At 71.6% G+C, this 24,100-nt stretch carries 22 protein-coding genes; 11 read left to right on the top strand and 11 right to left on the bottom strand.

Annotated elements, in window-relative coordinates:
* Nucleotides 1–200: 200 nt before the first annotated feature.
* Genes HDA32_RS03520 through mca form a run of 3 tightly spaced genes read right to left on the bottom strand, consistent with a single transcriptional unit; the run spans nt 201 to nt 3,350 of the window.
* A complete protein-coding gene (locus HDA32_RS03520) occupies nt 201–2,201 on the bottom strand; it encodes a thioredoxin domain-containing protein (protein WP_179641786.1) in 2,001 nt (666 codons plus the stop codon).
* 43 nt (nt 2,202–2,244) lie between these two features.
* Entirely contained in the window at nt 2,245–2,466 is a 222-nt protein-coding gene (locus HDA32_RS03515) for a hypothetical protein (protein WP_218882314.1), read from the bottom strand.
* 5 nt (nt 2,467–2,471) lie between these two features.
* Complete coding sequence (gene mca / locus HDA32_RS03510; RefSeq protein ID WP_179641784.1) at nt 2,472–3,350, bottom strand: mycothiol conjugate amidase Mca; 879 nt, start codon at nt 3,348–3,350, stop codon at nt 2,472–2,474.
* 157 nt (nt 3,351–3,507) lie between these two features.
* Here mca and HDA32_RS03505 point away from each other — a divergent pair, with 157 nt between their 5' ends.
* The 3 genes from HDA32_RS03505 (at nt 3,508) to HDA32_RS03495 (ending at nt 5,505) form a co-directional block, all read left to right on the top strand.
* On the top strand, nt 3,508–3,945 hold the full coding sequence (locus tag HDA32_RS03505; protein ID WP_179641783.1) for a DUF4307 domain-containing protein: 438 nt from the start codon (nt 3,508–3,510) through the stop codon (nt 3,943–3,945).
* A 208-nt stretch (nt 3,946–4,153) separates the two neighbouring features.
* A complete protein-coding gene (greA, locus tag HDA32_RS03500; RefSeq protein WP_179641782.1) occupies nt 4,154–4,654 on the top strand; it encodes a transcription elongation factor GreA in 501 nt (166 codons plus the stop codon).
* A gap of 275 nt (nt 4,655–4,929) precedes the next feature.
* A complete protein-coding gene (locus tag HDA32_RS03495) occupies nt 4,930–5,505 on the top strand; it encodes an RDD family protein (RefSeq protein ID WP_179641781.1) in 576 nt (191 codons plus the stop codon).
* Between the two features lie 51 nt (nt 5,506–5,556).
* On the opposite strand, the gene HDA32_RS03490 is transcribed toward HDA32_RS03495, so the two are convergent.
* A complete protein-coding gene (locus tag HDA32_RS03490) occupies nt 5,557–6,717 on the bottom strand; it encodes an FIST signal transduction protein (RefSeq protein ID WP_179641780.1) in 1,161 nt (386 codons plus the stop codon).
* A 249-nt stretch (nt 6,718–6,966) separates the two neighbouring features.
* On the opposite strand from HDA32_RS03490, the gene HDA32_RS03485 reads away from it, so the two are divergent.
* Together HDA32_RS03485 and HDA32_RS03480 are read left to right on the top strand one after the other, a co-directional pair.
* Nucleotides 6,967–8,421 (top strand): sigma 54-interacting transcriptional regulator, encoded by a 1,455-nt coding sequence (locus tag HDA32_RS03485; RefSeq protein WP_312863027.1) that lies wholly within the window; start codon nt 6,967–6,969, stop codon nt 8,419–8,421.
* Between the two features lie 116 nt (nt 8,422–8,537).
* On the top strand, nt 8,538–10,496 hold the full coding sequence (locus HDA32_RS03480) for a vWA domain-containing protein (protein WP_179641779.1): 1,959 nt from the start codon (nt 8,538–8,540) through the stop codon (nt 10,494–10,496).
* A 346-nt stretch (nt 10,497–10,842) separates the two neighbouring features.
* Here HDA32_RS03480 and HDA32_RS03475 read toward each other — a convergent pair whose 3' ends face one another.
* Together HDA32_RS03475 and HDA32_RS03470 are read right to left on the bottom strand one after the other, a co-directional pair.
* Nucleotides 10,843–11,391, bottom strand: coding sequence for a UTRA domain-containing protein (locus HDA32_RS03475; RefSeq protein ID WP_179641778.1), 549 nt, complete (start codon nt 11,389–11,391; stop codon nt 10,843–10,845).
* A gap of 223 nt (nt 11,392–11,614) precedes the next feature.
* Nucleotides 11,615–12,412, bottom strand: a complete 798-nt coding sequence (locus HDA32_RS03470; protein ID WP_179641777.1) for a GntR family transcriptional regulator — start codon at nt 12,410–12,412, stop codon at nt 11,615–11,617.
* A gap of 217 nt (nt 12,413–12,629) precedes the next feature.
* Here HDA32_RS03470 and HDA32_RS03465 point away from each other — a divergent pair, with 217 nt between their 5' ends.
* Nucleotides 12,630–12,878, top strand: coding sequence for a hypothetical protein (locus tag HDA32_RS03465; RefSeq protein ID WP_246334215.1), 249 nt, complete (start codon nt 12,630–12,632; stop codon nt 12,876–12,878).
* Nucleotides 12,879–13,112: 234 nt separating this feature from the next.
* Nucleotides 13,113–13,562 (top strand): DUF6292 family protein, encoded by a 450-nt coding sequence (locus tag HDA32_RS03460; protein WP_179641776.1) that lies wholly within the window; start codon nt 13,113–13,115, stop codon nt 13,560–13,562.
* A 64-nt stretch (nt 13,563–13,626) separates the two neighbouring features.
* Here HDA32_RS03460 and HDA32_RS03455 read toward each other — a convergent pair whose 3' ends face one another.
* The 3 genes from HDA32_RS03455 to HDA32_RS03445 form a co-directional block, all read right to left on the bottom strand.
* Nucleotides 13,627–14,772, bottom strand: a complete 1,146-nt coding sequence (locus HDA32_RS03455) for a cystathionine gamma-synthase (RefSeq protein WP_179641775.1) — start codon at nt 14,770–14,772, stop codon at nt 13,627–13,629.
* A 58-nt stretch (nt 14,773–14,830) separates the two neighbouring features.
* On the bottom strand, nt 14,831–15,508 hold the full coding sequence (locus HDA32_RS03450; RefSeq protein ID WP_179641774.1) for an acyltransferase: 678 nt from the start codon (nt 15,506–15,508) through the stop codon (nt 14,831–14,833).
* A gap of 277 nt (nt 15,509–15,785) precedes the next feature.
* On the bottom strand, nt 15,786–17,153 hold the full coding sequence (locus HDA32_RS03445) for a cystathionine beta-synthase (RefSeq protein ID WP_179641773.1): 1,368 nt from the start codon (nt 17,151–17,153) through the stop codon (nt 15,786–15,788).
* A 258-nt stretch (nt 17,154–17,411) separates the two neighbouring features.
* On the opposite strand from HDA32_RS03445, the gene HDA32_RS03440 reads away from it, so the two are divergent.
* The 3 genes from HDA32_RS03440 to HDA32_RS03430 all read left to right on the top strand — a co-directional run bounded on the left by HDA32_RS03440 (nt 17,412) and on the right by HDA32_RS03430 (nt 20,367).
* The gene (locus tag HDA32_RS03440) at nt 17,412–18,464 is read left to right on the top strand and encodes an SGNH/GDSL hydrolase family protein (protein ID WP_179646443.1); all 1,053 of its coding nucleotides are present in this window, start codon (nt 17,412–17,414) and stop codon (nt 18,462–18,464) included.
* A gap of 63 nt (nt 18,465–18,527) precedes the next feature.
* Nucleotides 18,528–19,751 (top strand): acetyl-CoA C-acetyltransferase, encoded by a 1,224-nt coding sequence (locus HDA32_RS03435; protein ID WP_179641772.1) that lies wholly within the window; start codon nt 18,528–18,530, stop codon nt 19,749–19,751.
* A gap of 370 nt (nt 19,752–20,121) precedes the next feature.
* Nucleotides 20,122–20,367: a DUF4287 domain-containing protein gene (locus HDA32_RS03430; protein WP_179641771.1), complete on the top strand. Its 246-nt coding sequence runs from the start codon at nt 20,122–20,124 to the stop codon at nt 20,365–20,367.
* Nucleotides 20,368–20,468: 101 nt separating this feature from the next.
* Here HDA32_RS03430 and HDA32_RS03425 read toward each other — a convergent pair whose 3' ends face one another.
* The gene (locus HDA32_RS03425) at nt 20,469–21,431 is read right to left on the bottom strand and encodes a Bax inhibitor-1/YccA family protein (protein ID WP_179641770.1); all 963 of its coding nucleotides are present in this window, start codon (nt 21,429–21,431) and stop codon (nt 20,469–20,471) included.
* A gap of 515 nt (nt 21,432–21,946) precedes the next feature.
* Here HDA32_RS03425 and HDA32_RS03420 point away from each other — a divergent pair.
* Nucleotides 21,947–22,879, top strand: coding sequence for a TauD/TfdA dioxygenase family protein (locus HDA32_RS03420; protein ID WP_179646442.1), 933 nt, complete (start codon nt 21,947–21,949; stop codon nt 22,877–22,879).
* A gap of 63 nt (nt 22,880–22,942) precedes the next feature.
* Here the strand turns inward: HDA32_RS03420 and HDA32_RS03415 are convergent, their stop codons facing one another.
* Entirely contained in the window at nt 22,943–23,869 is a 927-nt protein-coding gene (locus tag HDA32_RS03415; protein ID WP_179641769.1) for a proline dehydrogenase family protein, read from the bottom strand.
* Between the last annotated feature and the right edge of the window lie 231 nt (nt 23,870–24,100).

The following is a 24,100-nucleotide window of genomic DNA, read 5'->3' as shown; positions in this document are numbered from 1 at the left end:
CCGTGCGCGAAGCGGACCCGAACCCTGAGCGCGCACCGAAACCACGGTTTCGGCCTCGACCGCAGGACATCCGGTGTGTTTCGCGCGGAGCCGGGCACCCCGCACACGGGCCTTCGGCCGTACGGGCGGGCCGCCCGTTCACCGCGGACCCTTGCGGCGGGCCTTACAAACCCCCGGTGGCCGATGAGGCGCCTGCGAGGTCAATCGACCGCCGCGTGTCCGCTGAGCTGTTCGTCCAGTTCCCCGGGGGTGGTGACGGGGAGTCGGCAGGTGAAGCCCTGGCAGACGTAGGCGGCGGGAGCGCCGCCGATCAGGGGACGGTCGCGGAGGAGGCCGATGCCGCCGTCGTCGTGGCCGTTGCCGCGGGTGACCACCGCACCGGGGTTGACGGCCATCAGGGCGGTCCTGTGCAGGGCCTCGGCCGCGGGGTCGCCCTGCGGGCCGACGACGGCGATCTCCAGCGGGCCGGCCAGCCGCGCCTCGGCGACGGCCAGCCCCCACCCGGCGAACCGCGGGGCCTTCTCGGCGAGCACGCCCGCCACCGACAGCGCCGCCTCGGCCGCCTCCCTGTGCCGGCTCGACCCCGTGAGCGCGGCGTAGCCCAGCAGGGCCCCCGCTGCGGCGAACCTGCCCGACGGGGTCACGTTGTCCGTGGGGTCCTGGGGCCGGCTGAACAGGGCCTCGGCGTCGTCCGCCGTGTCGTAGAAGCCGCCCTCGCCGTCGGGGAAGCGGGTCAGCACGGTCTCCAGCAGCTTGCCCGCGACCGCCACCCACTCCGGTTCGCCGGTGACCGCATGCAGCGCGAGCAGCCCCTCGGCGACGTCGGCGTAGTCCTCCAGGACGCCGGCCCCCGCCCCGGCGACGCCGTCGCGCGAGGTCCGGACGAGCCGGCCGCCGCGGTGGTGCACGTCGACCAGCAGCCGGGCCGCTCTGCGGGCGTGGTGGACGAGGTCGGCGCGCTCGAACAGCGCACCGGCCTCGGCCAGCGCGGCGATCGCCAGCCCGTTCCAGGCCGCCACGATCTTGTCGTCGCGGGCGGGCGGCACCCGCTCGGCCCTGGCGGCGAGCAGGGCCGCGCGCACGTCGGCGTAGCGCTGCGCGTCATCGGGGTCGGCGCGCAACTGCAGGACCGAGGAGCCGTGCTCGAACGTGCCGGCATCGGTGACGCCGAACAGCTCCGCGGCCCACGCGCCGTCGTCCTCGCCCAGGACGTCGCGCAGCCGATCGGGCGTCCAGACGTAGAACCGGCCCTCCTCGCCCTCGCTGTCGGCGTCGAGCGCGGACGCGAACCCGCCCTGCTCGGTGAGCAGGTCCGAAACCATCCACTCCGCGGTCTCCAACGCCACCCTGCGGGCCGTCCCGTCGCCGGTCGAACGCCACAGGTGGGTGTAGGCGCGCAGGAGCAGGGCGTTGTCGTAGAGCATCTTCTCGAAGTGCGGCACGACCCATTCGGCGTCCACCGAGTAGCGCGCGAACCCGCCGCCGATCTGGTCGTACATGCCGCCGCGGGCCATGGCCCGCGCGGTGCCGGCCGCCATGTGCAGCGCCTGCTCGGCACCGGTGCGGGCGTGATGCCGCAGCAGGAACTCCAGCAGCATGGACGGCGGGAACTTCGGCGCGTCGCCGTAGCCGCCGTTGGCCTCGTCGTAGCCCTCGGACAGCCCGCGCACCGCCGCGGCGAGCACGTCGGCGTCCGGCGCGGGGCCTGCGGGGATCGAACGGGAGCCGCTCAGCGCCTCCACCACCCGCTGCCCCTGCTCGAGGACCCCTTCGCGCTCCTGCTCCCACGCCTGGGAGACCCCGAGCAGCAGGCGCTGGAAGTGCGCGCGGGGGAAGTAGGTGCCGCAGTAGAAGGGGGCGCCGCCGGGGGTGAGGAAGACCGTCATCGGCCACCCGCCCTGGCCGGTCATGGCCTGGGTGGCCTCCATGTGGACGGCGTCGACGTCGGGGCGCTCCTCCCGGTCCACCTTGACGTTGACGAACCCCTGGTTCATCAGCTCGGCGGTGCGCTCGTCCTCGAAGGACTCGTGCGCCATGACGTGGCACCAGTGGCAGGCCGCGTACCCCACGGACAGCAGGATGGGGACGTCGCGCCGCCGGGCCTCGGCGAACGCGTCGTCCCCCCACTGGAACCAGTCGACGGGGTTGTCGGCGTGCTGGAGAAGGTAGGGGCTGGTGGCGTCGGCGAGACGGTTCGGCATGCCCCCACTCTGCCCGACATCAGCGGGCCGACACCCGACGGGTTCAGGCTTTGCTGCCGTTGGGCTCCTGCTCGGCGTTCTCGCCGCCGCTCGCGGGCCCGGTGCCCTCGTCGAAGTTCACGTTGCCCATCCGCTTGCGCATGCTCTTCATGAGGAAGTACAGCGCGGCGGCGATGGCCGCGATGACGACGAAGCCCAGGACACCAGGGGTGACGGTGTCGGCCAGGACGCCGCCGGAGGCGGCTTGGAGTGCTGCGGCGTTCATGGGACTCATGTTCTCACCGACTCGTGGACCCCCGCGAAGAGGTCGTCCTCGGGGAGTTCGGTGTCGACCAGCGAGCGGGCGAGGTGGTAGTCCTCGTAGGGCCACGCCTCGCTCTGGATGTCCAGCGGGACGGCGAACCAGAAGCCGTTCGGGTCGATCTGGGTGGCGTGCGCGATGAGCGCGCGGTCACGGGTCTCGAAGTACTCGTCGCACTTGATCTTCGTGGTGATCTCCCACTGCGGGAAGTTGCGATCCTTCATCCGCTCGATCCACTCGGCGAACGGGTTGGTCAGGCCGCGCTCCTCCATGATCTCCGCGATGCGCTCGAACCTCTCGCGCGGGAAGGAGACGTGGTAGTAGAGCTTCAGCGGCTGCCACGGGTCGCCGGTGCCGGGGTAGCGCTCGGGGTCGCCGGCGGCGTCGAACGCCTCCATCGACACCCTGTGGCACATGATGTGGTCGGGATGGGGGTAGCCGCCCTGCTCGTCGTAGGTGATGATGACGTGCGGGCGGAAGGACCGGACCGACCGGACCAGCGGTTCGGCGGCCGTCTCCAGCGGCTGCACCGCGAAGCTGCCCTCAGGCAGCGGCGGGAGCGGGTCGCCCTCGGGCAGGCCCGAGTCGACGAAGCCGGAGAACTCCTGGTGCACGCCGAGGATCTGGCGGGCCTCCGCCATCTCCTTGCGGCGGACCTCCGCGATGGTGTCGCGGATTTCGGGCCGGTCCATGGCGGGGTTCAGGATGGAGCCGCGCTCACCACCGGTGAGCGTGACGACCAGCACCTCCGCCCCCTCATTGACGTAGCGCACCATGGTGGCCGCGCCCTTACTGGACTCATCATCGGGATGGGCATGAACGGCCATCAGCCGCAAGCGCTCGGACAACGGACAAGTCCCCTTGGGTTATAGCGAATGCCAACGTCGACCGCTCCGGCATCGAAGGTTGCCGCGCACCTCCGGGATCGGACGTGGGGGTGGAGCGGGAGCCTCTCAGGACAGAGCTATCTTAGACAACGTAGACCCCACGTTCGGAGATTCCCGTATGCCGTCCACGCCGTCCAGGTCGCCTGAGACTCCGCCCGACACCGCCGCTCCGGCCCCGGGCGCGAAGCGGCGCCTCGGGAACCGGCCGGTCTTCTTCTTCATGGGCCTGATCGTGGCCGCGGTCTTCACGGTCGGCTGGGGGTTCGCGCTGCTGAGCTACAGCGGCTCCCTGCACCAGGTCTCCTACCAGACCATCGCGTGGAACGTCGTCTCCGACACCGAGGCCGAGATCAGCTTCCAGGTCAACAGCCCCTCCCCTGCACTGTGCCTGGTCACCGCGACCGACGGTCAGCACGTGCAGGTCGGCCAGACCGAGGTGGCCGTGCCGCCCGGCGTACAGGACACCGGCGCGACGATCGAGACGGTTCGCAGGGCATCCGCGGTACAAGTCGTCTCCTGCAGGGAACAAGGTTCGGAAAGCGAATCCACCGAATAGTTCCCAGCCACACCGACTCGTACCGAGGACCTCAGCCGGAACCGGCCCGCCCTTGACCTCCGTTCCACCCCGCCTTTACCCAAATGCGGCGTATGACCTGGGGAGCAGGGTTTTGTAGCCCTACCGCCCGAAGGGCTCGGTGCTAATCTCGTAAGTTCAGCTGCGTTCGTGAGGCAACGCAGTGCCCAGACGTATCAAGGGAGTTCCCGTGACCGAGACCCGCGATGACAACGTCACCTGGCTGACCCAGGAGGCGTACGACCGGCTCACAGCGGAGCTGGAGCACCTGTCGGGGCCTGGTCGCATCGAGATCGCCGACCGGATCGAAGCCGCGCGGGAGGAGGGCGACCTCAAGGAGAACGGCGGCTACCACGCGGCCAAGGAGGAGCAGGGCAAGATCGAGGCCCGGATCATCCAGCTCCAGTCGGTCCTGAGCAACGCGCGGGTGGGCGAGGCCCCCCGCAGCGAAGGCACGGTCGGCCCCGGCATGACGGTGACGATCAAGTTCGACGGCGACGACGATGAGATCACCTTCCTGCTCGCCTCCCGCGAGGAGAGCGGCGCGCCGATCGACGTCTACTCACCGAAGTCGCCGCTGGGCAGCGCCATCAACGGCAAGAAGGCCGGCGACAAGGCCAGCTACACGATGCCGAACGGGCGCACCACCACAGTGGAGATCATCGACGCCGTTCCCTACGGCGGGTCCTGACCCCCGAAGCACTGACGCGGAAGGGGTGGCCACGAGCCACCCCTTCCGCGTTGGGGTGGGAAACCCATCGATATCCGGCGATCGGGTGTGCACAGGGGGTCGGCTGTCGCGGTGCGCGCAAGCCGCCGGCGGCACAGCGGGTCCACGCCCTGGAAGTTCCGCCTCACCCCGCAGGCTCGACGGTCGAAACTCGATGAGGGGCCGGTGCCGCGCCCCGCGTAACAAATCGGACATGGCGTCCGCGTTCCCCCTTCCCCCACGGCGATAATGCTGAGATGAACACACCGCCCTGGCCGAACCGGCAACCCTACGGTCCCCCTCCACCGGCAGCGGGCTTCTACGGTCCCCAGCCCTACGCGGGGCCGACCGGCGGCCCGGCCGACGACGTGCGACTCGCGGGCTTCGGGCGGCGCCTGGGTGCCCGGGTCATCGACTTCTTCGTGCTGTCGGTCATCTCGGTCGTCCTGCTGTTCATCCTGATGATCAGCGTGTTCATCGCCGATCCCGGCGCCGCGGAGACCACGTCGGCGGCCTTCGACACCACGCTGGGGTTCATCATCGTCTTCGGCTGGGGCGTCGTCGTCTTCTTCTACGACTGGCTGTTCCACGTCGGGTGGGGCAAGACGGTCGGCAAGGCCGTGCTGTCGATCAAGGTCGTCGGGGTCTCCAGCGGCCGCCGACCGACGCAGGGCCAGGCCATCGGTCGGGCCGCCTTCTTCGGGCTGCCCCAGTCCCTGCCGTGCCTGGGCCAGCTCATCGCCCTGCTCGACTGCCTGTGGCCGCTGTTCGACGAGCGGAGCCAGGCCCTGCACGACAAGGTGAGCAGGACCATCGTCGTCCACGACGGCTGACCCGCCGATCCTCCTGACCCGCCGACCCGCCGATCCCCCGTGGTCCCGACGCTACTCCCGGAAGGCCAGCAGGCAGGCGGTGAAGCCGTGCAGGTGGTTGCGCCCGGCCACGGGACCGATCTCGCCGGCCGCGAAGAATCCGGTGACGGCGTCGATGCCGAGCGTCTGGCGGACGCAGCGGACGTCGTGGTCGGCGGAGGAGAACATCGAGGCCCCGCGCCCGTTGCAGGAGAAGAGCAGGGCCGCGGCGGTGCACCCGCCGGTGTCCTCGCCGAACGCCCGCAGCCGCTCCACCAGGTCGGTGTCCGCGGTGTCGTTGTCGCGGACCTGGAAGCGCACGGTCTGGCCGACCTCCACCACCTCGGCGACGGTCAGCGTCCCCTCTTCGGGGGCGGCGCCGACGACGCCGCGGACCAGGAAGTCGCCCCGCTCGTGCCGGTCGGCGTACTCGTCCATCGCGACGCCGATGTGCAGCCCCTGGGTGAGGAGGTCCTGTTCCTCGGCCGGGAGCGCGTTGACGATGTCCTCCAGCTTGGCGTAGGCGGGCGTTCCCGCGAGCTCCAGGACGTTGTTGCCCTCGGCCTTGGTGACGGCCATCGCGGGCCCGATGGGCCGACAGCCCTGGCTGACGGCGGTGCCGACCACGCCGTCGCCGCCCAGCAGCAGGCCGATCGCTCCGCCTTCGAGGGTCTCGCCCTGGAAGAACAGCCGCACCGACTCCCGGCCGTGCATGCCGTCGGCGAGGCCGCCGACGATGGGGAGCTCACCCAGCACGGCCGTCGAGCGCCGCACGAACGAGTGCGCGGGGAAGTCGTAGGGATTGGCCAGCAGCAGCGCGGCCCGGTCGGTCGGTTCCGGCTCGGTCATCCCCACCACCGCGAGGTGGTCCCCCTCGGGGATGCTGTCGAGCCGGAAGGGCGTGAGGGTGACGTTGGGGAGCACGGCGGCCCAGACGCTCACCGACCCCTGCCCCTCGACCGCGCGTCCGCCGCCGATGACGCCGGTGGAGCTGCAGCCGATCGTGGTCGCCCCCTCGGCCAGTGCCATGGCGCGCTCGCCGGCGAGCGCCACCTCCTCGGGGTCGGCACCGCAGACGAACACGCAGACCAGGTCGGCCGGGCCGTCGAGCGGATCCAGCGCCTGCCGGACCGCGCGCTCGGCCGCGCTGACGAGGTCGGCGCCCGTCGCCAGGGCATCGCCGAAGCGGACCACTCGCTGCCTCCTCCCGGTCCGCGGCCGTCGCGGCCGGTCCGGACCGTGTTCTGGAACCATCACTGCTGAAACCTTCCCAGTTCCGACGCTATTTCGCACTTCTCCCCTGCCGTTCGGCGCCGGATTCCGCCCATCCGCCGCCGGAACGCGTGTCCGACCGGGGACCGCGTCCGCCCGATCCGGGCGGACGCGCGATCGGCGTGACCCACGTCACCGGCCGGACCGTGCCGCGCGCATACACTCGGCCTTGTGTCTGCCCTCATCTCCGACCACGCCGTCCCCTCCGACCTCCCGAGGACCCTGGCTGCGCTCCGGTCCTCGGGCCACACCCACCGCCCGGTCAAGGACGAGGTCCGGGCCAACCTGCTGCGCCGCATGCGCTCCGGCGAGGACCGGTTCCCCGGCATCGTCGGGTTCGACGAGACCGTGCTGCCGCACCTGGAGCGCGCGCTGCTGGCGCGGCACGACGTCGTGCTCCTCGGCGAGCGCGGGCAGGGCAAGACCCGGCTGATCCGCACGATCGCCGGGCTGCTCGACGAGTGGAGCCCGGTCGTCGAGGGCTGCCCCGTCAACGACCACCCCGACGCGCCGGTGTGCACCCGCTGCCGCAGGCTGGCCGCCGAGGCCGGTGACGACCTGCCGGTGGCGTGGCGGCACCGCGACGACCGCTACGGGGAGAAGCTCTCCACCCCCGACACCGGCGTCGGCGACCTCATCGGCGACGTCGACCCGGTCCGGCTGGCCGAGGGCCGCAGCCTCGGCGACCCCGAGACCGTGCACTACGGCCTGGTCCCCCGCGCCAACCGGGGCGTGTTCTGCCTCAACGAGCTGCCCGACCTCGCGGCCCGCATCCAGGTCGCACTGCTGAACGTGCTGGAGGAGCGCGACGTGCAGATCCGCGGCTACGCGCTGCGGCTGCCCCTCGACGTGCTGCTGGTCGCCAGCGCCAACCCCGAGGACTACACCAACCGGGGCCGCATCATCACCCCGCTCAAGGACCGCTTCGGGGCGGAGATCCGCACGCACTACCCGCCCGGGCTCGACGACGAGGTCGCCCTGATCGGGCAGGAGGCCCACCTGGTCGGCGCGATGGTCCCCCGCCACCTGGTGGAGGTCGTCGCCCGGTTCACCCGGCTGGTGCGCGACTCCTCCTCCGTGGACGACCGCTCGGGCGTCTCGGCCCGCTTCGCGATCGCCGCGATCGAGACGGCCGCGGCCTCGGCCGTGCGGCGCGCCGCGCTGGTGGCCGAGGACCACCCGGTGGCCCGCGTCTGCGACCTGCCGCCGGTCGTGGAGACGCTGCGCGGCAAGGTCGAGTTCGAGGTCTCCGAGGAGGGGCGCGAGGACGAGGTCCTGCGGCACCTGCTGCGCCGCGCCACCGCCGAGACGTTCCGCGCCACGCTGGGCGGCGTGGACCTGGGCCCGCTGATCGACCGGTTCGCGGAGGGCGCGACGGTGGAGTCGGGCGAGCTGGTCGGCGCCGCCGAGCTGCTGCGCAGGGTCGGGCCGCTGCCCGGCCTGGCCGAGCTCATGGCGCGGTTGGCGCCCGGCGGAGGCGTGGACGGCGACGGGGACGCCCCTGAGGGGCCCGGCGAGATGCCCGGCCACGCGGCGGCGGCGCTGGAGTTCGCCCTGGAGGGCCTGTACCTCAACCGGCGGCTGTCCAAGGACACGATCGGCGGCGGCGCGGTCTACCGGACGTGACCCCGGTGGGCGGGCGAGCGGCGGACGGTGCGCGGGAGGCACGGGGCGAGAAGAGACGATGAACCGCTCCCGATGAGCGGACGGGCAGCAGACGGGCACGGGGAGGCACCGAAACGATGAACCGCTTCCGCTACGGCGAGTACCACGACGGGCCCGATCCGCTGCGCCCTCCCTACGACGTGCGCGCGGCGCTGGACGACCTCGGGCGCTCCGTGATGTCGGGCGCCAAGCCGCTGCGCGCGCTGCGCGACCTGCTGCGGCGCGGCACGCAGGGCGTCTCGGGCCTGGACGACCTGCTCCGGCAGGTCCGCGAGCGGCGCGAGCGGCTGCGCTCCGGGAGCCGGCTGGACGGGACCCTGGAACAGGCCCGCGCGCTGCTGGACCGCGCGGTCGGCCAGGAGCGCGCCGAGCTCTTCCCCGACCCCTCCGACGACGCCCGGTTGCGCGAGTCCGAGCTCGACGCGCTGCCCTCCGACACCTCCGCCGCGGTGCGGCGGCTGGCCGACTACCAGTGGCGCTCCGCCGCGGCCCGCGAGACCTTCGAGGAGCTGCGCGACCTGTTGCGGCGCGAGATCCTGGACTCCCGGTTCCGCGGTATGAAGCAGGCGCTGCAGAACGGCGACCCCGAGCAGATGCGCCGGGTCCGCGCGATGGTCGAGGCGCTCAACGCGATGCTCGCCGCCGACGACCGCGGCGAGCACACCCAGGCCGACTTCGACCGCTTCATGGCCGAGTACGGCGACTTCTTCCCCGACGCTCCGCGCGACCTCGCCGAACTCGTCGACTCCCTCGCCCGCCGCGCCGCCGCAGCGCAGCGCCTCATGAACTCCCTGACCCCGGAGCAGCGGGCCGAACTCCAGGGGCTCATGGAGCAGAGCACGGCCGAGGCCGGACTCGACGACGCCATGGAGCGGCTGTCCGGGGCGCTGCGCGCGCGCCGGCCGGACCTGGCCTGGTCGGGCGCCGAGCAGATGGACGGCGCCGAGGGCATGGGCATGGGCGACGCGACGACCGCGCTGGAGGAGCTGGGCGAGCTGGCCGAGCTCGACTCCTCGCTGAACCAGGACTACGCCGGCGCGGGGCTGGACGACATCGACGAGGAGGCGGTCCGCCGCGCGCTCGGGCGGTCGGCGGTGGACGACCTCTCCCGGCTGCGCGAGCTCGAACGCGAGCTGCGCGACCAGGGATTCCTGCGTGGATCCAGGAACCGGCTGGAGCTGACGCCCAAGGCGGTGCGCCGGCTGGGCGAGACCGCGCTGCGCGACGTCTTCACCGACTCGGCCGCCACCCGGCCCGGACACCACTCCGCCGACGCCGCAGGCCAGGCCGGCGAGCCTACGGGGGCCACCCGGCCGTGGCGCTTCGGCGACGAGCAGCCCCTGGACGTGGTGCGCACGCTGAGCAACGCCGCCGCCCGCGGCCGGGCGCCCGGCGGCGCACCGGGTGCGATCCGGCTGCGCCCCGACGACTTCGAGGTCGTCGAGACCGAGCGCAGGGACGCCGCGGCCGTGTGCCTGCTGGTGGACCTGTCCTACTCCATGGCGCTGCGCGACCTGTGGGGCACGGCGAAGCAGACCGCGATGGCGCTGCACTCCCTGGTCACCACCCGGTTCCCGCAGGACGCGGTGCAGGTCGTCGGGTTCAGCGACTACGCGCGCGAGCTGCCGGCCGACGGGCTGGCCGAGCTGGAGTGGGAGCCGGTCCAGGGCACCAACCTGCAGCACGCGCTGCTGCTGGCCGGACGGCACCTGGACCGGCACCCGGAGTTCGAGCCAATCGTCCTGGTCGTCACCGACGGCGAGCCGACCGCCCACCTGGAGCGCGACGGCTCGGCCGCCTTCTCGTGGCCGCCTTCCCCGCAGACGACCGCGCTGACCCTGGCCGAGGTCGACCGGATGACACGGCGCGGCGCGGCCCTCAACGTCTTCCTGCTGGCCGAGGATCCCCGCCTGGAGGCGTTCGTGGAGGAGGTGGGCCGCCGCAACGGCGGCAGGGTCGTCCGCCCCGGCCCGGCCCGCCTCGGCTCCTACGTGGTGCACGACTTCCTGAACCGGCGCCGTCTTCGCCGATCTTGACCTTGCTGGGGTGATCGCGACGTTTTCAGGCCCCACAAGGTCGACGTGAGTTTCGACCTTGGCCTCTGGGGGTCTTTGACATCACCCCAAGGAGGGATCCGCGGTGACCGGGCGATCCTCTCGCGCGGCCGAAGGCCCCCAAAGGGATCGCACCGGCGCCGCGCCCCGTCCCCCTGTTCGGCGCGGCCTGAACCGGGGCGGCCCCGCCCCTCTTCCGGCGCCGGAGCGCCGAACCACCCGTGCGGGCCGTTCGCCGGCCGAGCCGACGTCCGCGCCCCGCCCATCTTCCGGCAGCCGCCCGCACACTCCCGTCCGGCCACCCCGCGGCGGCGTCAGCCGCCCGCGGTCACGACGCGGCCCCCGAACTCCCCACCTCGTAGCGGTAGGGCATGCCGTGTCCGGTTCCGGTCACCGTCACCGTGCGGGTCACCCGGATCGCGCGGTCGGTCGAGAACGCGGTGCGGTCGACCCGCAGGACCGGGATGTCGGCGCCGATCCCCAGCTCCGCGGCCTCGTCGGCGCTCGGCATCCGCGCCGCGACGTCGTCGACGTAGCGCACCTGGGCGTGCCCGAGCTCGGCGAGCACGTTGATCGTGCCGCGCGCGATGTCCCCGTGGGTCTCCAGCTCGGTCCCCGAAGCGATGTCCAGCGGGTAGTAGGACGTCTCGATCGCGGCGGGGCTCCCGTCCACGCAGCGCACCGATCGGCGCACCAGCGCCGGCGACCCCACTGCGCCGGCCACCTCCTCCGGCGGCGTCTCGGTGCCCACGGCGAAACCGGTCTTGCTCGGCCGGCGCCCGGCTCTCGCGATCTGGTCGTCCAGGGCGTCGGCGTCGACCCCACCGCCGCGCACCCTTTCCAGGGCTGCGCGGTAGGTGAAACGGGGGGATTCCATGGTCACCGAAAGACCTCTCCATCCGGGGTTGGCGATCGGTAGTGCTATACCCCCTTGTGGGAGAGCATGACCGATCTCATCCCGCACTGTTGTCTTACCTGCGGGATATCCCATCTGTCCGCGCCGCTCCGCCGGGCGGCGGATCCGCGGAATATGGAGTTCGGATTCGGCCCCGGCTCCCTCCCTTTCTCCCGGACCGCGTTCGATTCGAAACGGCCGGGAATCAGTGGTCGAAGATGTTCACGTCGGAGGCCGACTTCAGCAGATCGGGCGAGATCTCCCCTTCGGCGTAGAGCAGTTGGTGGCGGTCGGCCGGGATGAACGTCTTGGTGAAGCGGATGGGCCGGATGCCGGCGAAGGCGGCGCGCTCGTGCACGAGCAGCGGCACGCCGGGGCCGAGGCCGAAGAGGGCGGAGTCCTTGGGCGAGGGCATCCGCGCGCCCACGACGTCCCACGACCCCGTCTGCTCGTAGCCGAGTTCGGCCAGGACCGTGATCGTGCCCCGCTTGATGTCCTCGGGCCGCATCAGCTCGGTGCCGACGGCGATGTCCTCGGGGTAGTAGGAGATCTGCCGCTCCCACAGCTTGCCGTCCACGACGCGGTCGCAGCGCCGGATGACGACGAACCCCTCGGTCTCGGAGGGGTTGAGGTCCAGCAGCCTGGCGATCATGCCCGTCGCGGCCTCGAAACCGACCTTCAGGGTCTGGTGCGGCACGCCCTCCTGCTTCTCCCTGAGCCGGGCGGCGTACTCCGACCAGCGCTCGTCGTCGGCCGCGCCCTTGATCGACGACGCGAGGTGCGTGATGGGCTTGTACTCGCGCACCTGGCTGCCGCTGCCCTGCCTGGTGTCGATGCGCCCCAGGTTGGCCAGCCTCTCCAGGGCGCGCCGCACGGTGTTGCGGGAGGTCGCGTAGTGCACCATCAGTGCGTCCTCGGTCGGCAGGTGGCCTCCTGGCGGATAGCGGCCGTTCTCGATGCCGGCGAGGAGGTCCTCAGCGATTTCAACGTGCCGTGCCGCCATGGATTCTCCTTGGTAACCGATTCGTACCCATAATTCTACTCAATGGCCTTGACTCTACCTAGCCCATGTCCCATTGTTGGAGTTGTGAGAATGAATCGCATGAGCCCAAAGATCTGGATCCTGCGGTTCATTCTTCGCCCTCTCGGACATCCCGTGTCCGAGGCCGCGTGAGCGCAGGACGGGCGCACACGCGGAAGGTGCAAGAGGAGGGGAATCCATGACCATCCTCCTGGTGGTGGCCCTCGTGGGCTTCGGCATCGCGGCCGGGTTCTACGGGGCGGTGATCATCGGCATGAAGAAAGAGGACCGGAAGCGCGGTTACCACTCGCTCCGGGACGAGTCGGAGAGCGACGGCCTCTCCGGCGCCGGACGCCGGGTCGTCGGCCTGCATTTCCGACACACCAACGCCACGACGGAAACCGACGATGACGAGGACTCCTCCGGCCTGCCCAGAGCGTTTGCCTGAGCGGGCGCGGGGACTCCCGTGATCGGCAGACCCACGTACGACGCCGCGTGCCGGCAGCACCGCCGGGCACGCGGTGTCCGTTTTCCGCGGCTCCTCCGTCAAAAGCTTGGCAAAGAGGCCGCGGAAGGCGACCCGGTCCGCACAGAAACACATACTGTTCCGCTGCACCAGGTGTTGCCGCAGAAACGGCAGCGCCTGTCTTCTCCGCAATCCGCCTAGTCGAAGGAATCCGCCGTGAGAAACAACGGCACCGCCGCAGCGCTACCGAAGCCCTACTCCCGCGAGTGGGTGCTGCTGCCCGAGCCCTATGTCAACGCCGTCGCCGCCGAACTGGAGTCGCGCGGCGTGCGCGTGGACGGCCACTGGAACGACCCGATGGATCCGCGGGACGTGACGGTCATCGTTTCGGACGGCGCGGGGAAGCGCCTGCGCTTCGTCTGGGACGAGGAGAGCGGATGGCGGTTCGGCCGGATGGACGAGCAGGGGTGGGTTCCACTGGCCGCGGTCCGCTACCTGCCGGGCGGCCTGCTGCCGGAGCCGGAGCAGGTGGCCGACATCGTCGAGGGCGTGCTCGGCGGGACGGTGCGGGGAGTCCCGGAGCGCCCGCAGCACCGCTCGTTCCACGACTACGGCGACGGCTTCGACCGGCGCCTGGCCGCCTACGGCACCGCGGCGGTGCGGTGATCGGGACGTGAGCCGGCCGCCGCTCCCGAGGAGGGGCGGCGGCCGGTCGGCGCGGCGCGGGGTGTCAGCCCTCCAGGGCCTGGAGGAGGTCGGCGACCAGGTCGTCGGCCGATTCGATGCCGACGGAGATGCGGACCAGATCGGAGGGGACCTCCAGCGGGGAGCCCGCGGTCGAAGCGTGGGTCATCCGGCCCGGATGCTCGATCAGCGACTCGACGCCGCCCAGCGATTCGGCCAGCGTGAAGACGCGGGTGCGGTCGCAGACGCGCAGGGCGGCCTCCTCGCCGTCGCGCAGCCGGAACGAGACCATGCCGCCGAAGGCGCGCATCTGGTCCACGGCGGTCTTGTGCCCCGGGTGCTCGGGCAGACCGGGGTAGAGGATCTGCCCGACGCGCGGGTGCCGCGCCAGCTCCTCGACGATCCGCTCGGCGTTGGCGCAGTGCCGGTCCATCCGCACCCCCAGCGTCTTGATGCCGCGCAGGGTCAGCCAGGCGTCGAACGGGCCCGCGACGGCGCCCATCGTGTTCTGGTGGAACGCCACCCGCTCCCCCAGCTCCGGATCGGCCGTCACCAGCGCGCCGCCGACCACGTCGGAGTGCCCGCCGAGGTACTTGGTCGTCGAGTGCACGACGACGTCGGCCCCCAGCGTGATCGGCCGCTGCAGGTAGGGCGAGGCGAAGGTGTTGTCGACCACGAGCAGCGCGTCGGCCTCGTGCGCGATGTCGGCCAGCACCGCGATGTCGGCGATGTTGAGCAGCGGGTTCGTCGGGGTCTCCGCCCAGACGGCGACGGTCTCCGGCCGTACGGCGGCGCGCACCGCCTCGGCGTCGGACAGCGGCACCGCGTCCCAGCTCACTCCCCACCGCTGCAGGACCTTGGCGAACAGCCGGAACGTGCCGCCGTAGGCGTCACCGGGGATGACGACGTGGTCACCGGGCCCGGCGACGGTGCGCAGCAGCGTGTCCTCGGCCGCCATGCCCGAGGCGAACGCCAGCCCCCGCGCGCCGGCCTCCAGCGCGGCCACGCACTCCTCCAGCGAGGCACGGGTGGGGTTGCCGGTGCGGGTGTACTCATAACCCCCGCGCAGCCCGCCGACGCCGTCCTGCCGGTAGGTGCTCGTCTGATAAATGGGAACCACGACCGCGCCGGTCTCGGCATCGGCCTCCTGACCAGCGTGGATGGCCAGCGTCTCAAAGCCCTCGAACGTCATGCTGCCAGGCTAGCCGCGCTTCGCCGCCGCCGCGAAGGACGCAGGGCGGCGGGGCCGCTCAGACCTCCGGCGGCATGGCGCCGGCGCCGTCCACCGAATCCCCCGCGCCCGATCCCCGCAGCGGCGGCGTCCAGCCGGCCTCGGGATCGTAGCGGCGCACGACGCGGCCGGGGACGCCGGCGATGACGCTGTGGTCGGGGTAGGCGCCGGGGCGGACCACCGAGCTCGCGGCGACCACGCAGTTGCGGCCCAGGCGGACGCCGGGCAGGATCACCGCGTTCGCGCCGATCCAGGTGCCCGCGCCGATGCGCACCGGGGCGTCGGCGGGCCACTGCCGGCCGACGGGCACCTCGGTGTCGGTGTAGACGTGGTTCTGGTCGGTGATGTAGACGTAGGGCCCGGTGAAGACGTGGTCGCCCACCTCGATGGAGGTGTGCGCGACCAGGTGCGAACCGCGGCCGATCGTGCAGCCGTCGCCGATCCGGATCAGCGGCCGGGGCCCCAGGTCCAGGCCCGGGACGAAGCCGGCGGTGAGCGTGATGTCCCCGCCGAGCAGGGTGTGCGCGCCCAACTCGATCCAGGGTTCGCCGAAGATCGTGGCCGGCGGGAACGCGATCGAGGTGCCTTCGCCGTAGGCGGCGAACCGCCGCGCCGCGCGCGAGCCCGCGCGGACGTCGGCCTTGCGGCGGGCCCACGACCACGTCGTGCGCACGATCCAGGAGAGCAGCCGCGACACCTGACCCTCACTTACTCGCTGGTAATGACCAGGCAAACAGTAATACGGGCCGATCGGGAGGGCCGGACCGGGTCAGGGCGCCGCGGTCCCGGCGGGCGGCCCCGCGGCCCCGGACGCGGCCCGCCGCGAACGGCGGGCCGCCCGGCACGGTCCCATCGAGCCCCGATGCCGCGTCGGCGGGGCGAGGCGGGACTCCCGAGCTCGGATCCGCTGTGCCGCCGGCGCTGCGCGCACTGCGGCGGTCGGCCCCTGCGCGGACCCGATCGTCGAACACCGGTCAGTGGGACAGGTGCGTGAGAAGGTCCTGGCGCGTCAGCACGCCGGCGGGCTTGCCGTCGACCAGCACCACCACGGCGCCGGCCCGCTGCAGCAGCTCCACGCAGCGGCTCACCGGCTCGCCGGAGCCGACCATCGGCAGCGGGGCGCCCATGTGGGACTCCACCGGGTCGTCGAGCTGCGCACGGCCGTTGAACAGCGCGTCGAGCAGGTCGCGCTCGGCGATGGAGCCGACCACCTCGGCGGCCATGACCGGCGGCTCCTCCTTCATGACCGGCAACTGCGACACCCCGTACTCGCGCATGATCGCCACGGCCGTGCCCACCGTCTCGTGCGGGTGGGTGTGCACGAACTCCGGGAGCGTCACGCCCTTGCCTCGGAGCACGTCGGCTGCGGTGGCCTCCTCGGTCTCGGTCGAGAGGAAGCCGTAGTCGGCCATCCACTCGTCGTTGAAGATCTTGGTGAGGTAGCCGCGGCCGCCGTCGGGCAGCAGCACCACGATCACATCGTCGGGCCCCGCGGTGGCGGCGACCCGCAGCGCGGCGACGACGGCCAGCCCGCAGGAGCCGCCGACCAGCAGCGACTCCTCCTTGGCCAGGCGGCGGGTCATCAGGAACGACTCCTTGTCGCTGGCCGCGATGACCTCGTCGCACACGGAGGTGTCGTAGGTGTCGGGCCAGATGTCCTCGCCGACGCCCTCCACCAGGTAGGGACGCCCGGTGCCGCCGGAGTAGACCGAGCCCTCCGGGTCGGCGCCGATGACCTTCACCCTGCCGCCGGAGACCTCCTTGAGGTAGCGGCCGGCGCCGCTGATCGTGCCGCCCGTGCCGATGCCGGCCACGAAGTGGGTGACCTTCCCCTCGGTCTGCTCCCAGATCTCGGGGCCGGTGGTCCGGTAGTGCGACTCGGGATTGTTGGAGTTGGCGTACTGGTCGGGCTTCCAGGCCCCGGGGATGGTCGAGGCCAGCCGGTCCGACACCGAGTAGTAGGAGTCGGGGTGGTCCGGCGCGACCGTCGTCGGGCAGACCACCACCTCGGCCCCGTAGGCGCGCAGCACCGACAGTTTGTCGGTGCCCACCTTGTCCGGGCAGACGAAGACGCAGCGGTAGCCCTTCTCGGCCGCCACGATGGCCAGGCCCACGCCGGTGTTGCCCGACGTCGGCTCGACGATGGTGCCGCCGGGCTTGAGCAGCCCCTTCTTCTCGGCGTCCTCGACCATGCGCAGCGCGATCCGGTCCTTCACCGAACCGCCGGGGTTGAAGTACTCGACCTTGGCCAGCACCGTGGGCGCCAGGCCGGCCGTGAGCTTGGTCAACCGCACCAGCGGGGTATCGCCGACCAGTTCGATCAATGAATCGTAGACCCGCACCCGCGGTTCCCCCTTACTGTCCGCAACGGCCGCGGATCTCGCGGCGCCGCTCTGGTTCGCGCACGGCGGCCCGCGCCGCGCCCGGGCCGGTCAGGCCCGCTTTTCCCGACTTTAACGCGACGGCCACCCGCCCGGGCCACAGTGGAGACAGCGGAGAAGGACGACTCCGGCGCCGTGTCGGCCCGGTGGCGTAGCCTTACTGGTGAGTAGCCGAACACGAGGACCGACGCGCTCGAGTGTTTGGGAGGCGAAGGTATGGTGCTGCGCGCTGCGCGAGCTCGGAGAATAGCCACCGCGACGGCCTTCGGCGGCGGCGGGCTGACCGTTCTGGGGGCCAGCACCGTCGCTCTTCTGTACCTCCAGGCAAAAGCCGCCCACAAGGCCGTGGGATTCACCGAATGGCGCTCCCCGAAGGTCAACGCGGTGTACGGGACCGGGGACGGCGAGCCGGTCTCGTTCGTGATGATGGGCGACTCCACCGCGGCCGGGTTCGCGGTCACCGATGCGCTGCAGACCCCGGCGAGCCTGCTGGCCGGCGGCATCTCGGCGGTCGCCGAGCGCCCGGTCAGGCTGCGCAACACCGCCAGGGTGGGCGCCACCTCCAAGGACCTCATGGCCCAGTTGGACAGGATCCGCAAGCGGCCGCCCGACCTGGTGGTCATCTTCATCGGCGCCAACGACGTCATCCACCGGATCCGGCCGGCCGACTCCGTGCGCTCCCTGCAGCACGTCGTGCGCGAGCTGATCGGGATGGGCTGCGCCGTCGTCGTGGGCACCTGCCCCGACCTCGGGTCGGTGCAGCCCATCGCGCAGCCGCTGCGCTACATCGCGCGCCGCGCCTCCCGCCAGCTCGCCGCCGCCCAGACCATCGCGGTGGTCGAGGAAGGCGGGCGCACCGTGTCGCTGAGCAACCTGCTGACCGACGAGTTCCTGCTGTACCCGGACGAGATGTTCGGCCCCGACCGGTTCCACCCCTCGGCCCGCGGCTACGCTCAGGCGGCCTCCGCGGTGCTGCCGTCGGCGTGCGCGGCGCTGGGCCTGATGCCCGACCTGGAGACGCTGCCCGACGTCCGGCGCGGCGAGGGCGTGCTGCCGGTGGACGTCGCGGCCGTCGAGGCCGCGGAGCGCGCGGGCACGGAGGTCAGCGGCGCCAAGGTCGCCGGGCGCGAGCGCGGGCCGCGGGGACGCTGGGCCACCCTCCTGCGCCGCCGACCCAAGGAAAACGCTCTGAGCAGCGAGGACGCACCGGAATCCGACACGGATGTGATTACCGCCGCCCCGAGGGCAGACGCGGGGACATCGACACGTTAACGTGCGGGTAACCACAGACCGACCAACCGGTCTGCCAGCTCACTCTAGAGAAGGGCCGCGAGCATGCCTGAAGCCGTCATCGTCGCGACCGCGCGTTCCCCGATCGGACGGGCCTTCAAGGGCTCCCTGAAGGACATCCGCCCCGACGACCTGGCCGCGCAGATCATCACCGCCGCGCTCGCCAAGGTCCCGCAATTGGATCCCGGCAGCATCGAGGACCTGCTGCTCGGTTGTGGCCTGCCAGGCGGCGAGCAGGGCAACAACCTGGCGCGGGTGATCGCGGTGCAGCTCGGTCTCGACGGCGTCCCCGGCGCGACCATCACCCGCTACTGCTCCTCGTCGCTGCAGACGACCCGCATGGCCTACCACGCCATCAAGGCCGGCGAGGGCGACGTGTTCGTCTCCGCCGGGGTGGAGATGGTGAGCCGCTTCGTGAAGGGCAACAGCGATTCGCTGCCCGACACCAAGAATCCGCTGTTCGCCGACGCCGAGGCACGCACGGCCAAGCGCGCCGAGGGCGGCGTCGGCACCTGGCGCGACCCGCGCGAGGACGGCCAGGTCCCCGACGTCTACATCGCCATGGGCCAGACCGCCGAGAACGTCGTGCAGACGCGCGGCCTGTCCCGGCAGCGCCAGGACGAGTTCGGCGTCCGCTCGCAGAACCTCGCCGAGAAGTCGATGGACAACGGCTTCTGGGAGCGCGAGATCACGCCCGTGACGCTGCCCGACGGCACGGTGGTCAGCATCGACGACGGACCGCGGCGCGGCACCACCTACGAGAAGGTCTCCGAGCTCAAGCCGGTGTTCAGGCCCGACGGCACCGTGACGGCCGGCAACTGCTGCCCGCTCAACGACGGCGCCGCCGCCGTGGTGATCATGAGCGACACCAAGGCCGCCGAACTGGGGATCACCCCGCTGGCCCGGATCGTCTCGACCGGCGTCAGCGCGCTGTCCCCGGAGATCATGGGCCTGGGCCCGGTGGGGGCTTCGCGCCAGGCCCTGGCGCGCGCCAACATGGCCATCGACGACATCGACCTGGTGGAGATCAACGAGGCGTTCGCCGCGCAGGTGCTGCCCTCGGCCGACGACCTGGGCATCGACATCGACCGTCAGCTCAACGTCAACGGCGGTGCGATCGCGGTGGGGCACCCGTTCGGCATGACCGGCGCCAGGATCACCACCACCCTGCTCAACGGCCTGCAGTTCCACGACAAGACCTTCGGCCTGGAGACCATGTGCGTGGGCGGGGGCCAGGGAATGGCCGCGGTCTTCGAGCGGCTGAGCTGAGCCGCAGTGGAGGGCGGGAAGCCGACCGCGCAGCCCACCGCTTCCCGCCCGCAACGGAGGCGAAGCTCAACGCGACCGGACACACCGGCGGCTGAGCTGAGCCGCAGTGGAGGGCGGGAAGCCGACCGCGCAGCCCACCGCTTCCCGCCGGTCCGCTTTTCGCACTGAGCGGGGCATTCCGCATGGGATGCCCCGCTTTGGCGTGTCGGGCACCGCGTTTGGGCTGGTGACAGCGCCGCCAACGGCGTGTGAACCGTTCGCTAAAAACCGGTCGATCGAAAGTAACGTAAAAGCTGGGCCCCAGGTCTTGTCCAAATCGAGATCCTGTTGCAGTGTCGCTGGTAAGTGCCGCTCACTCTCGGAGGTGCCAATGTCGGTAACCCACTCGCCGGAGACGCACGCGCTGCTTATCGCCCGTATTCCAACCGTCACAGGCCGCGAACTCCACGAGTGGTTCGACCAGCTCGAGAACGGCCCGGCTCTGACCCGCTGTTCCGAACGCACGAACTGGCTCGCCGATGAACACGGACTGAGCCACGGTTACGCCCGCGCCATCGTCCAGGAGTACGACAAGCGCCGCCGCAACCGCTCACCGGTCCCGTCCCAGCGTTCCTGAGGACCGTCCGTCACAGTCCAGAGGTAGAGAGTCCAGAGGAAAGGAAGAGCGCCTCGCCCGGTCACCGGGCGAGGCGCTCTTCGTGTGCGGCGGGACCGGGACTAGTCGCCGCTGAAGATCGCCTGGATCATCCAGAGCAGGCGCAGCATCTCGATGTAGAGCCAGACCAGCGAGACGGTCAGGCCGAACGCGAACTGCCAGGCGAAGCGGTTCGGGATGCCGGCGGCGATGCCGTCCTCGATGCCCTTGAACTCGATGGCGAGCGTGGCGCAGGCGATCACGATCATGACCAGCGACACGATGATGCCCAGCGGGCCGGCCTCGCGGATGCCGAGGCCGCCGGGGATGAAGAAGCCGACGACCAGGTTGACCAGGATCAGCACCAGGGCCGCGACGAGGGCGGCCGAGACGACCTTGACGAAGGTGTTGGTCACCCGGATGACCCGGAGGCGGTACAGCGCCAGCATCGCGGCGAAGGCGAAGATGGTGCCGAAGACCGCCTGCGTCACCAGTGAGCCGGTGGGGGTGTTCGGGAGGGAGAGTTCGAAGACCCGGCTGATGCCTCCGATGAACAGGCCCTCGGCCGCGGCGTAGAGCAGGATCAGAGCCGGGTTGGTCGACTGCTTGAACGCGACGACCAGGCCGAGGATCAGGCCGACGATCATGCCGCCGAAGGTCAGGGCCATGCCGAGCCCCGGCGCGGCGCCGAACAGGAAGAACGACAGGGCGGCCGTCACGACGACCGTGCCGATCGTCATACCGGTGCGCATGACGACGTCGTCGATCGTCATCGGGCGGGAGTCGGCGTCGCCCATCGGGCGACCCGGCTGCTGGTAGGGCTGGCCGTACCCCGGCTGCTGGTACGGGGCCTGGCCCTGCGGCGGATAGCCCGCGTATCCCTGCTGGTAGGGCTGACCGTACCCTTGCTGCTGATACGGCTGGCCGTATCCCTGCTGGTAGGGGCCCTGGCCGTAGGGTCCCTGATAGGACTGAGCCCCGGCACCTCCCCGCCCAGACGACATCGCCCGTTTGAGAACGGGGTTGGAGCTCCGCATCATCCTCATGTCTGTGCAAGCCTTTCAGGGCGTAATTGTCCTGCGCTCAAGGTAACGCACGGGCCCTTCCCCGAGTTCCCGCGCCGCATCACGGAACCGTTCCGTGTTCCCCCGGTCGGCCCCGCTGCGGCCCGCCCCATTGACAGGCGGCGCCTCCTGTCCGCATGCTCGGACCATGACGTTGCGTTCCCAGCACCTTCCGGCCGTTCACCGGTCCGACTCCGTTCTCTGGGTGCGTCGCGGCGTGGCGGGCGTTCTGCGCCTGCGCGGCCGCCTGGGCTCTCCTCCGCGCGTCTGATCCCGCCGGGCGCTCTCGACTGCCCGGCCTCTTCCTCTTCCGCATCGGCACCGACGCGGCGGCGTCCCGCCGCGCCCGCGGCCTCCGCAGCCCGGACGCGCGTCCTTCGCGCGCGTGCTCGCCGGGATCCCCGTGCACCGCTGTGCCGCGCCGACGGCCTCCCGCTCCCGTTCCCGCCCGCTGAATCACTCCGTATTACCCACTGGAAAGGTGTACAACCGTGACCGTGACGACCACCGAGACCTCCCCCGCCGAGGTCCGGCAGACCAGGACCGTGGACGAGGCGCTGGTCGAAGGGCCGCGCCTGCTCCGCCGGCTGCCCGAGGGAACCGAGGAGCGGCCCTACGAGCTGTTCGAGGCGCACCCCCTCGGACGGGTCATCGGCGCCGAGATCCGCGGCGTGGACCTGCGCGAACCGATCAGCGAGCGGCTGCGCGCCGAACTCCACCGCGCGCTGCTGGAGTTCAAGGTGATCTTCTTCCGCGACCAGCCGATCACGCCGCAGCGGCAGCAGGAGATCGGCCGCATGTGGGGCGAACTGGAGACGAACCCCTTCATCGACCAGGGCGACGACGCCCACATCGCGCGGTTCACCAAGGGGGCGATGCCGCCGAGCTACGAGAACGTCTGGCACACCGACGTGACCTGGCGGCCCGCCCCGGCCATGGGGGCGATCCTGCGGCTGCGCGAGGTGCCGCCGCAGGGCGGCGACACGATGTGGGCGGACATGGCGGCGGCCTACGATAACCTGCCGCGGGCGGTCAGGGACCGGATCGACGGGCGCACCGCCGTGCACGACGTCATCCCCGGCTTCGCCCGCTTCCTGGACGAGGACCGGCTGCGCGAATGGCAGGACCGCTTCCCGCCGGTGGAGCACCCGGTGGTGCGCACGCACCCCGAGACCGGGCGCCGGACGCTGTTCGTGAACGTGTCGTTCACCACCCGCATCGTCGGGCTGGAGCAGGAGGAGAGCGACTTCCTGCTGCGCCACCTCTTCCAGCAGGCGCACACGCCCGAGTACCAGGTCCGGTTCCAGTGGCGGCGCGACTCGATCGCGTTCTGGGACAACCGCGCCACGCAGCACTACGCGGTCAACGACTACCACCCGCACCCGCGCGTCGCCGAACGCGTCGCGATCGTCGGCGACCGGCCCTACTGACCGGTGCGGCGGCCCCGCCCCCGCGAGCGGGGCCGCGCCCACCGGCGTTCCACGCGGTGCCGCTCAGGAGCTGCCGACCAGCGAGCGGGCGAAGAAGGCGATGTTGGCGGGACGCTCGGCGAGCCGGCGCATGAAGTAGCCGTACCACTCGTCGCCGTAGGGCACGTAGACGCGCATGCGCCCGCCCTGCGCGGCGATCCTGACCTGCTCGGCCTCACGGATGCCGTGCAGCATCTGGTACTCGTGGTCGTGCGCCGACCGGCCGGCGCCGGCCGCGAGCCGCTCGGCGATCGCGACCATGCGCGGGTCGTGGGTGGCCACCATCGGATACCCCGACCCGGCCACGAGGGTCTTCAGGCAGCGCACGTAGGAGCGGTCCACCTCGCTCTTGTCCCGGTAGGCGACCGAGGCGGGCTCGTCGTAGGCGCCCTTGCACAGCCGCACCCGGGAGCCCTCGTGCGCGAGGTCGCGGCAGTCGGCCTCGGTGCGCCGCAGGTAGGCCTGGAGCACCGCGCCGACCCACGGGAAGTCCACCCGCAGCTCGCGCAGGATGCCCAGAGTGGAGTCGGTGGTGGTGTGGTCCTCCATGTCCAGCGTCACCGTGGTGCCGGCCGCAGCCGCGGCCTCGCAGATCAGCCGGGCGTTGTCCAGTGCGATCTTCTCCCCGTCGGCGGGCAGGAACTGCCCGACGGCGGAGAGCTTGACCGACACCTCGGCCCGGTCGGCCAGACCGGCGCGGTCCAGCTCCCCGAGCAGCCGGGCGTAGGCGTCGACGGTGGTCCGCGCCTGCGCCTCGTCGGTGACGTCCTCGCCGAGGTGGTCCAGCGTGACCAGGCGGTCCTCGGTGAGTCGCGCGACGGTGGGAAGCGCCTCCTCCAGCGTGGAGCCGGCCACGAACCTCGCGACCAGGTTCCGGGTGAACGGGACGCGCTCGACCAGTTTGCGGCAGCCGGCCGACCGCGCCGCGATCAGCAGGGACGTACGAAGCATGGTTGACCTCGCAGTAGAAGGTTTTACGGGTGCGGCCGAGAAGGGGGTCGGCTGTCGCAGTGCGCGCAGCGCCGACGGTATGGGGAGCCCTGCCCCTGCGGTCTCGCGCGCCCCTGGACCACCGGGGGGAGTCCGATGTGCACGGATCCGCTCGTACCGCCATCACTGCGCGATCGCGACAGCCGACCCCCTGTACCCGCCATCTCCTGGCAACGATCGGGCCGAGAGCGG

Source organism: Spinactinospora alkalitolerans (assembly GCF_013408795.1).
GTDB classification, from domain to species: Bacteria; Actinomycetota; Actinomycetes; order Streptosporangiales; family Streptosporangiaceae; genus Spinactinospora; species Spinactinospora alkalitolerans.
This window is presented reverse-complemented; position numbering and strand designations above follow the sequence as displayed.

Coding starts and splice junctions, on each gene's coding strand:
- HDA32_RS03415 (WP_179641769.1), bottom strand. CDS start 23,869: ATGCTTCGTACGTCCCTGCTGATCGCGGCGCGGTCGGCCGGCTGCCGC.
- HDA32_RS03455 (WP_179641775.1), bottom strand. CDS start 14,772: ATGACGTTCGAGGGCTTTGAGACGCTGGCCATCCACGCTGGTCAGGAG.
- HDA32_RS03520 (WP_179641786.1), bottom strand. CDS start 2,201: ATGCCGAACCGTCTCGCCGACGCCACCAGCCCCTACCTTCTCCAGCAC.
- HDA32_RS03430 (WP_179641771.1), top strand. CDS start 20,122: ATGTCGGTAACCCACTCGCCGGAGACGCACGCGCTGCTTATCGCCCGT.
- HDA32_RS03515 (WP_218882314.1), bottom strand. CDS start 2,466: ATGAACGCCGCAGCACTCCAAGCCGCCTCCGGCGGCGTCCTGGCCGAC.
- HDA32_RS03505 (WP_179641783.1), top strand. CDS start 3,508: ATGCCGTCCACGCCGTCCAGGTCGCCTGAGACTCCGCCCGACACCGCC.
- HDA32_RS03475 (WP_179641778.1), bottom strand. CDS start 11,391: ATGGAATCCCCCCGTTTCACCTACCGCGCAGCCCTGGAAAGGGTGCGC.
- HDA32_RS03495 (WP_179641781.1), top strand. CDS start 4,930: ATGAACACACCGCCCTGGCCGAACCGGCAACCCTACGGTCCCCCTCCA.
- HDA32_RS03465 (WP_246334215.1), top strand. CDS start 12,630: ATGACCATCCTCCTGGTGGTGGCCCTCGTGGGCTTCGGCATCGCGGCC.
- HDA32_RS03425 (WP_179641770.1), bottom strand. CDS start 21,431: ATGAGGATGATGCGGAGCTCCAACCCCGTTCTCAAACGGGCGATGTCG.
- HDA32_RS03480 (WP_179641779.1), top strand. CDS start 8,538: ATGAACCGCTTCCGCTACGGCGAGTACCACGACGGGCCCGATCCGCTG.
- HDA32_RS03435 (WP_179641772.1), top strand. CDS start 18,528: ATGCCTGAAGCCGTCATCGTCGCGACCGCGCGTTCCCCGATCGGACGG.
- HDA32_RS03470 (WP_179641777.1), bottom strand. CDS start 12,412: ATGGCGGCACGGCACGTTGAAATCGCTGAGGACCTCCTCGCCGGCATC.